This window comes from Polyangium jinanense, assembly GCF_028435265.1.
Lineage (GTDB): Bacteria > Myxococcota_A > Polyangia > Polyangiales > Polyangiaceae > Polyangium > Polyangium jinanense.
The window spans coordinates 341,679-353,719 of sequence record NZ_JAGTJK010000007.1; the positions used below are offsets into that span (position 1 = coordinate 341,679).

Below are 12,041 nucleotides of genomic sequence, written 5' to 3' on the forward strand. Positions count from 1 at the left end.
TTTTCTCGGTAAGGTGCGGCTCCTCGATGGCCGACGTTCCGCTGCGTTTCGTGCTCTCGATCGGCGTCGCGCTCGCGTGCGTGGGGGCGCCTTCGCGCGTGCAGGCAGGCGCGTTCGAGGTGCAGGGGCTCGGGCCGGAGGGCGTCGCGGAGGCGTCGGCGCGGAGCGCGCGCGCGGAGGACGGGACGGCCGCGTATTTCAATCCCGGCGGGCTCGCGCTCGGGCAGGGGACGTCGATCGGCGTCGCGCCGATCCTCTCGGTGTCGACGCTCGAAGCGCAGGGAGAACGGTTGCCCTTCGAGGAGCCGCTCGGGATCGCGGTGTCGGCGAGCGGGACGGTACCTCTGGAAGGCCCTCTCGCGGGGCGTTTTCGTCTGGGCTTCGCGGGGCATTTTTTACCGACGCGGGCGCTCCGGCTGCTCGCGCGGGAGGGTGATCGGGCTTTTCAACCGTATTACGACAATCGCACGCAGCGGCTCGTCGTGCTCCCGTCGCTCGGCGTGCGGATCACGCGGAATCTCGGGATCGGCGCGGCGGTCAATGTGCTCGCCGGGGTGCGTGGGCCGGCGCGGCTCGAAGCGGGCGCGACGGGGGCGCCGGAGCCGCGAATCGATATCGATGCGAATACAATCATGGCCGGGGTGTTCGGCGTTCGTTTCGATCCGGTCGAGGGCGCGCGGCTCGCGCTCGTCCTGCGGCAGGCGTTTGGCATTCCGCTGCGCATCGAGACGACGGCGGACGTGGGCGGCGTGCCGCTCGTGACGAACATCGAGACGAAACGCGCGATGTTCGATCCGCTGACGGTGGTGCTCGCGTCGAGCTTCGACGTGGGGCGCGCGAGCTTCGAGATCGACGCGGCGTGGCATCAATGGTCGGCGTGGGAAGGGCCGTTTCTGTCGGTGCGCTCGACGCTGCCGGGGGTGAATCTCGGGTCACGTCCGATCGGACGGCTGTTTCGGGACGTGGTTTCGCTGCGGATTGCGTCGAATGTGCGGTTCGACCTCGGGAAACAGAGGACGCTCGTGCTCCGCGCTGGTGCAGGCGGAGAGCCGACGATGATGACGAGCGCGCCTCAGGGGAGGACGAACCTGGTCGACGGGGACAAACTCACGGTCGGGCTGGGGGCGACGCTCGTGCTCGAGGACGTGCTCGCGAAGGCGCTCCGGATCGGTCTTGGCGGCAATGGGCAGTTCGTGTCGGCGTCGGGGTGCTTGTTTTCGACGTCGCTTGGCGTGGGGGTGGATCTATGAGCGCGGGGCGGCTTTGGGGCGGGCTCGTCCTCGCGATTCTGCTCGCGAGCGGGCGCGCGGAGGCGACGGCGCCTTCGACGTTCGGGCACGGGGCGCGGAGCGCGGCGCTCGTGCGGGCGGACGTGGCGGACGCGGATCCGGCGGGCGCGCCCGTGCAAAATGCGGCGCTCGCGGCGGCGCCCGGAGCGCGGGTTCGGCTCGGGTATGGGTATGGGCTGCTGGATCTGCGGATCGATGATCGACGGGCCGACGTGGCCGACGTGTCGGGGCTGGACCTCGGCGTACAAGTGGGATTTCGGCTGCCCGCGTCGTTTTTTCTGGGATTCGCGCTCGCGGCGCACGTGCCGGACGCGCAGATTGCGAAGATAGGATTTCGGCCCGGGACCGAGCCACAGTTCGTCCGGTACGAGGCGGCCTTGCAGCGGGCGACGTTCGATCTTGCGCTCGCCCTGCGGCGCGGGCCGTTTGCCCTCGGAATAGGCGCGGCGCTTGCGCTCGACATGGGCGGCGAGGGGACACGTTTCGAGCTCGGGCAGGACGCGGAGGGGACGTATGCGGACGCGGCTTCGGATATCTCGCTCGCGTATCGAGCGGCGCCGATCGTGGGGCTCGCGGTGGATCTCGGTCGCGTCGCGTTCGGGGCCTCGCTGCGCGGGGGGCTCGGGGTCTCCGTGGCGGTCGACAGCGACGTACGGATCGCGCTGGCGGAGAATCCGCTCAATGGGACGACGCAGGTGCGCGTGCGTGGGGTGAGCGGGTACGATCCGGCGCGGTTCGTGTTCGGGGCGCGGGCCAAGGTGGGCTCGGGTTTTTCGGTGCTGGGCTCGATCGAATGGCAGGGGTATTCGGACGCGCCACCGCCGGTCGCGGACGTGTCGCTCGACGTGGCGCTCGGGACGTCGCCCGGGCGGACGGAGGTGCGGTTCGTCGCGCCGAACTTCCGGGATGTGCTGGTGCCGCGGCTTGGGGTGGAATGGACGACCGGCCGGTGGGCGGTGCGCGCGGGGTATGCGCTGTCGCCGTCGCCGGTGCCGCCGCAACGTGGATTCACGAGTTATGCGGATGCGACGCGGCACGCGGTGGGCCTCGGCGGCGGCGTGGGGCTCGGGCGGGTCTGGGGCGTGGATTTGCGGGCGGATCTGGCGGCGCAGGTATCGTTTCTGGCGGAGCGGGCGGAGGAGAAGGCGAGCCCGGCCCTGCCAAACGCGCGGTACGTGGTCTCGGGTCGCGTGGTGCACGGGGCGCTCTCCGTGGAGGCGGCCTTTCGATGAAGAGAGGGGCTGCGTGGGTGTTGCTCCTCGCCTCGTGTGGGCTCGCGTCGGGGGAGGGGGAACGGGCGCCTTTTCCGGCGGATGGCGTGGGCGCGTTCGGGGAGGCGTCGCCGGTGGAGGTTTGTCGGGGGACGGCGCGGATCGTGGCACCCGCGCTGGCGACGGGGGCGACGGCGTTATGTGTGCCGGAAGGACAAACGGAGCGCGCTTGCGGGGCGGATGGGGAGTGCGAGGGGATCGAGCGGTGTATTTGCGGCCGCTGCATCGTCGCGCCTTGCCAGGGGGCGGGATCGTGCGAGGGGCAAGCGGTTTGTCGGGGGAGGCGGTGCACGCGGGCCTGCGGGGCAGACGGCGACTGCGCGTCGGGGGAGCGTTGCGTTTCGGGGGGATGCGCGAGGTCGTGCGTGTCGGACGGCGATTGCCACCACGGGGAGGCCTGCGACGCGCTCGACGATGTCTGCACGGCGTCGCTTTGCGGCGGCGGCGCCTCGTGCGGGAGCGGGAGCACGTGCGTCGCGGTGGCCGAGGTGGCCGCGCTCGGCGAGCCCGTGCTGCTCGGGGACGAGCCGATCGCATTCGTGGAGCTCACGCGCGGGGCCGAGACGGTTTTGCTGCGGGCGCGTATCGAGGAGCTCTCGCGGTGGCGCGTGGATCCGGAGGCGCCGGTGTTCGTCGTGCCCGGGGAGGCGCGGGTGGGGGCGCCGAGCGTGCTCCGGCGCGGGGCGCGCATGGAGCTTTATGCGGAGGTGGGAGATCCGGCGAGGATCGTGCGGGCCATTTCGATGGATGAAGGGCAGAGCTTCCTCGTGGACCAGGATCCCGCGCTTCTTGCAGCCGAGCCGTGGGAGGAGGGCGCCGTGGGATCCCCATCGGTGTTCGATTTCGACGGCGCGACATATTTGCTTTACGAAGGCGGAAGAGGCCGAGGGATCGGGCTTTGCCAGGTGACCGAGCAAGGCTGCACGCGTACCTCGCCAAACCCGGTCCTCGCGCCCGCGGACGTGGAGGATCCGGTCTTCTGGCGAGGTGTGACCGCGGTGGGGGCGCCGCACGTGTTCGTCAGGGGAGGAATCGTGCGGATCGTATTCACGGCGCGCGGGACGGAGGGGCGCGCGGCGGTGGGGCCGGAGGGCGCGCTGCCGCCGGATCCGAATGATTCGATCGGGCTCGCGGCGACGACCGATCTGAAGACGTTTTCCCTGTACCCGGTGGGGCCGATGTACGCGCGGCTCGTGAACCTGCGCGCGTACCTGGGCGAGCGGGAGGCCGCTGTGCGTGTATTGCCGGCGGGGGCCGAAATGGTGTTCGTCTCGGCGGATGCGTCCGGGGAAGGCGTGACGGGGATCTATCGGGCGGCGGGGCGCGGCGCGCCCTGAATCACGGCCGCGGGCGATGGCGGCGCGCAGCGAACAGGGAGGCGGCGGCGAGGGCGAAGAGCCAGGCCGCCGCGCGGGAAGGCGCGGGCGCGCCGGGGGCCGCCGTGGTGCAGCTCGCGGACGCCGCGCCGGATTGCGCGTCCTCGAATGCCTTCCAGTCCATGCAGTTCGAGGTCTTCTCGTCGCAGATGACCTCGGCGCCGGAGCAATCGTCCACGGACGCGCACGTCGCGAGGCAAGCGCCGTTGCGGCAAGCGTACGGGGCGCAGCTCTGCGGGGTGCCGTCCGGGAGCTCGAGCATCTCGTTGTCGAGGCACTTCGTCGGCAACGTGATGCAGATGTTCGTCTCGGTGTTGCAGGTCGAGCCGAGGGCACACGCGGTGTTGCTCGTGCACTTCGTCTCGCAGGAGAGCTCGACGGCATTGCAGGTGTAAGGCGCGCAGTTGTTGCTCGTCGACTCCGCGCAATTGCCGCTCCCGTCGCAGGCGAACAGCGTGAGCGTGGACTCGTTGCATTTCTTGTCGCAATTGTTGCCCGTAGGATAGGAGCATTCGAACGGGTTCACGCCGTCACACGTGGCGCAGGCCTCGCTCGTGCCGTCGCACACCGGGCGCGCTCCGTGGGGTTTGCCCGCGACAGGCTCGCAGATGCCGATGCGCGCGCCGTCGCAGGCCTCGCACTGGCCATCACAGGGCGCATTGCAGCAGACGCCGTCGACGCAGAAGGAGTCGTCACAAGGGGACTTGATGTCGCACGGCGCGCCGAGCGGCGTGTAGATCTCCGTGTCGGCGAGGACCCCCGCCGGTCCCGTCCCGCCCGCGACGAGGATGCGGCCATTGAGCAGCGTCGTGGAGGTGTGGAGCGTGCGGGGCTTTTCCATGGACGCGGCCGCGGTCCAGCTCTGCGTGGCCGGGTCGAAGATCTCCGTGGTGAACGGGGTTTCCTCGAATCCGCCGCCGGTGACGATGATCCGATGGCCGGCCATCACGCTCGCCGCGTGGTCCTTGCGCGGGCGTGTCATGTTGAGCCCCGGATGCCATTCCTCCGACGCGGGATCGAAGATCTCGATGGTCTGCGCCAGGATCGGGCTGCCGCCGGCGATGAGCACGCGCCCCGAGGGGAGCCGCGTGGCCGTATGACCGGAGTGCACGCGGCTCATGGGGGTCGTCTGCGCCCAGGTCTTGGTCGCCGGATCCCAGAGCTCCGCGGTCTGCGAGGGGCTGGCGCTCTCGCCGCCCGCGACGAGAATGCGATTCTCGTCGAGCAACGTCGCCGTGTGGTTGTAACGCGCTTGGTGCAGCTCCCCGACGGTTTCCCACGTATCGGTCTCGGGGTCGTAAATCTCGGTCGTGCCGACCAGCGCGGAGGTTTTTCCGCCGGTCACGAGGACACGCCCATCACTCAAGAGCGTCGCGGTATGCAGGGCGCGCGCGAAGTTCATGGGTTTCACGAGCGTCCACGACCCCGGCACGTTGGGCTGATCATTTGCGGGCGTGAAGATCTCGGCAGCGTTCGTCACGTTGAGGACCTGCTGCACGAGTGCTTTGCCGCCGAGGACGAGCACGCGGCCATCCTTCAGCGTCGTGGCCGTGTGCCCGAACCGGTTCTGTTTCAGGGGTTCCGTCTGGACCCACATCTTGAGGGCCGGGTCGTACACCTCGGCAAATTCCAGCGGGATTTCCCCGCCCTTGTCGCCGCCCGCGACGAGGACACGGCCATCGGGCAAGAGATTCGCCGTGTGGCGGAGGCGCTTGATGGACATGCCGTCCGTCAGGGTCCACGCCGGATCGACGAGCAGCGGCGCGCGTACGGTCGTACCCTCCCAGGAGAGTTTTACCTCGCATTGACGCGCGCCTGGATCGACGACCGGGCGTCCCATCGGCAATCGTGAATCCGTGCTGATCTTGCAACCCTCGACGAAGACGTTCATCCAGACGGTGTTGCCGTCTCCGTCCACGGCCCAGGGCGGCGCCATGCGCAGGCGCGGCGCGCCGTCCGCGTCGAGGAGCTCCAGCGTTTTGCCCACGAGGCGGAGCCCCGCGACGTTTTCGCCGAGCGTGATCGTGTACCGGAGCTCCGGGACATCCGGGAGGGCGTTCCGGAAAAACACGTAGTCCTCGGTGCCATTTTCGGTCGGACGATGCACGATATCGGCGACGCCGCGATATCCCGACGGATACGCGACGATCCCCGCCCCCGCCTCGCCCGCGACCTCACGCGCGCCCGCGAGCGCGACCTCGACCGAGAGACCACTTCCCGGGTCCGCGACACGAAATGCGTCGCTCGCGCGCGAGGGCAAACGCACCTCGGCGCGAGGCCCGGGCGAGGCCATTTCATCGAGCGTACGCTGGCCGCGGGCGAGGTGGAGGCGGATCGCCTCCGCGGTCTCCACCGCGACGCGCGCATCCGAGGGCGCGGCGAGTGATTCTCCCGCGCCCGGGGCATCACCACCCGCCGAGCAGCCTCCATACAAACCCGCTGCGAGACCGAATGTCCACGCCGTGCGCCATCTCGTCCCCATGGTGGCCTCCCTCGTAAGGTATGAAAGTCAGAATCGGTACTTCGCCACGAGACCGGGAGAGACCGCGAAAATCGAGGTGCCGGTCAGCGTGTCGGAATCATATTTGCCCTGACCGTCCGTGCTCGCCTGGACATACCCTTGCTCGGGCACCCAGGCAGGAGGCTCGGGGATGAAAAGCACGAGGGCCGAGACCGAGAGGGCGACGTCGAGCTTCTCCGAGATTCGCATTCCAGCGCGTACCTCGGGCGCGAGGTAGACCCCGAGCGCTGCCTGGGTCTCGGTGACCCGATCGACCGTATAGGAGACGCTCTCTTTGCGCCGCATGCCGGTGGTGCTGGTCGGGTCGGGGACGTCACGCGCGGTCGTCTTGTAATCGCCGGAGCGGTCGTCCTCAGCCGAGCCAAAGAAGCCGCCCACGCCGAGGCGGAAGGTGACCGGGAATCGTTCGCCCACGGTGCGCGCGACGGAGGCGCCGACGTGCGCGCCGCCGAGGGTGATGACGTCGTCGGTGAGGCCCTTGTTGGGCGCGATGTTGCCGAAGACGTGCACGTCTTCGTCGGGGCGATCCGTGAACGTGCGGCGCGCGAAGAGGCCGCCGAGCTCGACGCCGAGAGCCCATTTGCGCCGGATTTCAAGGCCGAAGCGGAGCGTGCCGCCGCCCCCGAGCCCGAGCGAGGCCACGCACGAGCCCGTGCAGCTCGCGTCGAGGCTGCCGCCGAACGTGGGCGCAATCGCGAACGTGGCACCGATCTCGCCAAAGAGGCGTTTGTCCGCCCAGAACCCCGACGGCGGAGGGACGGGCTCGAGGGCAACCGCGACGGCCTCGCGTTTGCCGGCTTCGAGCTCGACACGTCGCTCCTCCCGGACAAACCCATTCGCGGTGACCTCGATGCGGTGGGAGCCGGTCCGGACGGGGCCTTCCCACGCGCCGCGGCCGACGCGGACGCCGTCGACGGAGATGTCGGCGTCCTTCGTTTTGGCCTCGACGCGCAGGACCGAAGGCAGTTCCTCGGCGATGAGCAGGATCGGGGTGATGAGGCTCGGGCGGACCTCGACGCGCGCCGGCTGGGTGCCGAGGCGTTTTTCGCCGCGCAGGCTGACGAGGTGGTCACCGGACGCGACGAGCCCGCGCCAGGGCGTCTTGCCCACGGCCGCGCCGTCGATGAGGACGTCCATCGAATAACCGGAGGCCTCGTCGACCTGGAGCCAGCCGGCGAGCTCCAATCGCGAGAGGAGGGCCGGGAGCTTGGCCGTTTTGCCGCCGACGACCTGCAATCGCGCTTCGAGCGTCTCGTAGCCGGCCTTGAAGATGCGGACGGTGCGCTCGCCGACGGGGACGTGAATGGCGCCTTTGAGAGGCGTCGTTCCGCGGGGTTTTCCGTCGATCGAAATGGTGGCGCCGTCGGGGACGCCTTCGATGACGAGGTCGCCGACGACGGGCCTTAGCTCGGCGATCTCGCGGAGCGCGACCTGCTTCTCCTCCTCGGTGATGCCCGGGAACGCGAGGAGCTCTTCGTTCATGTCGAACGCTTCGTCGAAGCGGTTCAAGCGGCGAAGGCAAAGCGCGGCGTTTTTCTTGGCGGCGCGGGTCGGGTAAATGGAGAGCGAGGTGAGGAACTCGGGCAGCGCCGCTTCCATGGAGCCGGCGTCGAAGAGCGCGAGGCCCTGCTCGAAATGCTTGCGCGCGTCGTCCTTGGCCTTGGCCTCGGCCTCGGCCGCGGGATCGGGCGGCGGGGGCGGCGGCGGAGGCGGCGGCGGGAGCGGGCCGCCTTTTTTCATCCACGAGGGCTGCGGCTTGGAAGTGGTTGGGAAAACCGGCGCATTCTGCGCGATCGCGGTCGTGACGAGCGTCGAGGCGAGGAGGGCGGCGAGGGCCTTGCAGATCGGGGAGGGGAGGGCCGCAGAGCGTTTCATTCGAAGGTTCGCACGGGCTGGGGATCCTTGGAGGGCGTCGTGACCGTCGGCTTCGGGACCGGGTGGGCCACCGTCGTGACCGGCGCCGTCGTGGTCGCGGGGCCCGCTGCGGGTGCGGCAGACGCAGGCGGAGCCCCGGCCTTGGGTTTGGCGCTCGTCTGCGCGAGCTTTGTTTCGTCTTCTTCGAGCTTGAGTTTGTCGGGTAAAGCGCCGTTCGCGGTGATGGCGACCTCGACGCGGGTCTCGCGGCCGTCCTTGTGGATACGCAAGGCGTGGGTGCTGCCGAGCGCGCCATGAATGGTGACGTATCCGTCGTGATCCACGGGGGCGCTGCGGCCATTGACCTCGACCTGGGCATCGGGCGGAGTCACGAGGAGGCGCGCCGAGCGGAGCGCCTCGACCGGAGCGACGGCGGGGCCCCCTTGCGAGGAGATCCCCGCGGGAGGCGCAGAGGCGCCGCGCGCCTCGGGAGAAGCGTCGGCGCCGGTCTTCGAGGCCTGCGTGAGGATGAGGCCGGCGCCGATGGCGAGCGCGACGGCCGCGCCGAGCACGACGGGGACGAACCTGCGCGACGAGGACGCGCGTGCGCCGCTTTCGGCAGGCGAGAGCGTGCTCCGCGGGTCGGGCGCGGAGGCGCGAGGCGACGAGGCGCGATCGCCGTCGAGGGTCATCGGGGCGGCGACGGTGACGTCGGTGCCGAGCTTGTTCGTGCGCGCATCGACGGCCCTGCCGCTCGACGGAACGATCTCGATGCTCGGCCGCGATCGCAGGTTCGCGCGGATGCCGACGAGGAGGCCAAAGGCCTCGACGAGCTCGGCCATGCTCTGGAAACGGGCGGCCTTGTCGCGTGCGAGCGCCCGCTCGAAGAATCGATCGACGGCGGGGTCGAGCGAAGGGACGAGCGACGAGGGCGGCGGGGCATGGTCGGTGCAGATCGTGACGAGGAGCTTGCCGATGTTCTCGGCCTCGTCGAAGGGGAGGCGGCCCGTGATCGCCTCGTAGAGGATGACGCCGATCGACCAGAGATCGCTGCGATGATCGACCTGCTTGGTTTCGCGGATCTGCTCGGGGCTCATGTACGAGGGGGAGCCGAGCATCATGCCGGAGCTCGTGGAAGTCGCGGGTCCGGTGATCGTGACGTCCTTGGCGATGCCGAAATCGAGGACCTTGACGATCTCGTCGTCGCCGCTCCGCGCGAGGAAGACGTTGCCGGGTTTGAGGTCGCGGTGGACGATGCCGAGGTCGTGCGCGCGGCGGAGCGCTTTGCCGAGAGGTTCGAGGATGCGGTAAGCCTCGGTGAGATCGAGGCGGCCGCCGCGTTCGAGGCGCGTGCCGAGGTCCTCGCCTTCGAGCAGCTCCATCACGATGTACGGGGTGCCGTCTTCGACGCCGTAGTCGAGGACCTGCACGACGTGCGGGCTCTTGATGAGGGCCGCGGCCTTGGCCTCGCGCTCGAATCGCTGCCGGAGCGATTCGTTTGCCGCGATGCTGCCCTCCATGAACTTCACGGCGACGTTGGTGTCGAGAAGCTGATGGCGAGCGACCCACACCGCGCCCATGCCGCCCTTGGCGAGAGGTCGTTCGAGCCGAAGCTTGCCGCCGATGATGGCGCCTTCTGCGATGGACACGCCCCGACACTCCTCCCGCGAGCCCGCCCGTGAGCAGGCAAAATGAAGCCAGCTGCGAGCATACCATGATCCGAAGGCAGGGCTCCATGGCGAGCTTTCGCCCGCACACGCGCAAACCTCATCGACGTGGAGGGTCGATCGGCCGTAGGCTCGGCATCTCTTCGTCCTCGTGATGGCCGTTCTCCAGCCTCGCTCCGCCCGAACTTTCCGTCGCCTCCTCGCGCTCGGGGCGTGTCTCGTCGTGTCGGTCGTTTTGGCCGCAGCGTCAGGCGGTTGTCGGTCGAAGGAGTGCGTGCCGGGTCAGCAGGTCGCGTGCGCATGCCCGGCGGGCGCGCAGGGGACGCAGGTCTGCGACGACGAAGGGGCGCGGTATTTGCCGTGCGTCTGTGATGCGCCGGCCGAGCCGACGGCCGCGCGGGGCGTGGAGCCGCCGCGGCCGCGACCGGTGCTCGCGAAGAAACAGATTCGTTGCGGGACAAATCTTTGTGATACGGCGTGCTGCGCGACATTCGAGCCGCCGTCGTGCACGCAGGATGGGAGGTCGTGCCCGCGGACGGCGAACGGGGAGGGCGTGATCTTCGAGTGCGACGGGCCCGAGGACTGCGGCGCCGAGGCGTGTTGCCTGATCCCGGGCGACCGGACGATCGCGGCGGTATGCGTGCCCAAAGGCGAGTGCGCGGGGACGTTTACGCACCCGCGGCTCGGGACGACGGTGTCGCCGCGGGTGGTTTGTCACGTGAATCAGGATTGCGCGTTGTCTGCAATCTGCTCGCCGGCCGGCGCCGTGGCGGGCATTTCGGTGTGCAAGTAAAAGCGCGTCAGCGCGGGCGTGGTTCGAGGAGAGAGCGATCGATCGCCGCGAGCGAGGGGCAGCCGGAGAGCGCCATGGCCGTCGCGAGCTCGTCGCGCAGGATGTCGAGGACCCCGAGGACGCCCGCCTCGCCCGCCGTCGCGAGGCCCCAGAGGACAGGCCGGCCGAGCATGACCGCGTTCGCCCCGAGCGCGAGGGCCTTGAGCACATCCGTCCCCCAGCGCACGCCGCCGTCGACGAGCACGGGGACACGGCCAGAAGCCGCCTCGACGACGCGCGGCAGGACGTCGAGCGTGGCCGGCGCGCCGTCGAGCTGACGCGCGCCGTGGTTCGAAACGATGATGCCAGCAGCGCCGGCGTCGATCGCGAGCAATGTATCGTCCGGACGAACGATTCCTTTGAGGATCAACGGCAAGCGGGTGATGCCGCGCAGCCAGTCGAGGTCGCGCCAGGAGAGCGAGGCGTCGTGCCGCGACGCGATGTAGCGGTGGAGGGCCGATCCCGAGGCGCCAGCAGCGACGTTCGTGTCCACGAGGTTCGCCATGACGAGGCCGTCCGGCAGGCCGAACCCGTTGCGCACGTCGCGGAGGCGGCGGCCGAGGACGGGGGTGTCGACGGTGAGGACGATGGCGCGATACCCAGCGGCCTCGGCGCGCTCGACGAGCGAGCGGGTGAGCTCGCGGTCCTTGTGGACGTAAAGCTGGAACCAGAGCGGGCCCTCCGAGGCGCGCGCGATGTCTTCGAGGGAGGTCGTGGCGAGGGTGGAGACGGTATAAATGGTGCCAGCCCGCGCAGCGGCGCGGGCAGTCGCGAGCTCGCCGTCGGGGTGCGCGAGCTTGTGATAGGCCGTCGGCGCGATGAGGATCGGCATGGAGACGGGCGCGCCGAGGATCTCGGTTTCGAGGGTGAGGCGCGAGACGTCGACGAGGACGCGCGCATGAATCTGCCAGCGGCGATAAGCGCGCAGGTTCTCCCGGAGCGTGCGCTCGGCGTCAGCGCCAGAGCGATAATAATCGTACGCCATGGCCGAGAGCGCAGCGCGCGCGGCCTTCTCGAAATCACGGACAGTGAGGAGGCCGGACGAGGCGTCCCGCGGCGGTGCGTGTAACCGGGTTTTTCCGGAGTCGTCGCTCGAATGCATGCCACGCGATCTTTACCACTGATCTGGGAGGCGTTTCGCTGGGGCGTTGCCCCAGGCCCCACCAGGGGCTGTCCGCCCCTGGACCCGGACCAGCGCAAGCGCTGGACCCGGGGTCGATGAACTGCGCGA

Annotated in this window: 8 protein-coding genes; 4 read left to right on the plus strand and 4 right to left on the minus strand. The window is 69.6% G+C overall.

Annotated features, from left to right (window positions below):
• Positions 1–26 precede the first annotated feature (26 nt).
• The 3 genes from KEG38_RS17865 (at position 27) to KEG38_RS17875 (ending at position 3,897) form a co-directional block, all read left to right on the plus strand.
• Complete coding sequence (locus KEG38_RS17865; protein WP_272420900.1) at positions 27–1,250, plus strand: hypothetical protein; 1,224 nt, start codon at positions 27–29, stop codon at positions 1,248–1,250.
• On the plus strand, positions 1,247–2,521 hold the full coding sequence (locus KEG38_RS17870; protein ID WP_272420901.1) for a hypothetical protein: 1,275 nt from the start codon (positions 1,247–1,249) through the stop codon (positions 2,519–2,521). The genes KEG38_RS17865 and KEG38_RS17870 overlap by 4 nt, the downstream gene beginning before the upstream one ends.
• A gap of 404 nt (positions 2,522–2,925) precedes the next feature.
• On the plus strand, positions 2,926–3,897 hold the full coding sequence (locus KEG38_RS17875) for a glycoside hydrolase family protein (protein WP_272420902.1): 972 nt from the start codon (positions 2,926–2,928) through the stop codon (positions 3,895–3,897).
• A 1-nt stretch (position 3,898) separates the two neighbouring features.
• Here the strand turns inward: KEG38_RS17875 and KEG38_RS17880 are convergent, their stop codons facing one another.
• The 3 genes from KEG38_RS17880 to KEG38_RS17890 are packed head-to-tail and all read right to left on the minus strand — an operon-like array spanning position 3,899 to position 9,960.
• On the minus strand, positions 3,899–6,418 hold the full coding sequence (locus KEG38_RS17880) for a Kelch repeat-containing protein (RefSeq protein ID WP_272420903.1): 2,520 nt from the start codon (positions 6,416–6,418) through the stop codon (positions 3,899–3,901).
• Between the two features lie 27 nt (positions 6,419–6,445).
• The gene (locus KEG38_RS17885; protein WP_272420904.1) at positions 6,446–8,332 is read right to left on the minus strand and encodes a PEGA domain-containing protein; all 1,887 of its coding nucleotides are present in this window, start codon (positions 8,330–8,332) and stop codon (positions 6,446–6,448) included.
• Positions 8,329–9,960 (minus strand): serine/threonine-protein kinase, encoded by a 1,632-nt coding sequence (locus KEG38_RS17890; RefSeq protein WP_272420905.1) that lies wholly within the window; start codon positions 9,958–9,960, stop codon positions 8,329–8,331. Before KEG38_RS17890 ends, KEG38_RS17885 begins: the two co-directional genes overlap by 4 nt.
• Positions 9,961–10,252: 292 nt before the next feature.
• On the opposite strand from KEG38_RS17890, the gene KEG38_RS17895 reads away from it, so the two are divergent.
• The gene (locus KEG38_RS17895) at positions 10,253–10,771 is read left to right on the plus strand and encodes a hypothetical protein (RefSeq protein WP_272420906.1); all 519 of its coding nucleotides are present in this window, start codon (positions 10,253–10,255) and stop codon (positions 10,769–10,771) included.
• Between the two features lie 7 nt (positions 10,772–10,778).
• On the opposite strand, the gene KEG38_RS17900 is transcribed toward KEG38_RS17895, so the two are convergent.
• Positions 10,779–11,912, minus strand: coding sequence for an alpha-hydroxy acid oxidase (locus KEG38_RS17900; RefSeq protein WP_272420907.1), 1,134 nt, complete (start codon positions 11,910–11,912; stop codon positions 10,779–10,781).
• Positions 11,913–12,041: the final 129 nt, after the last annotated feature.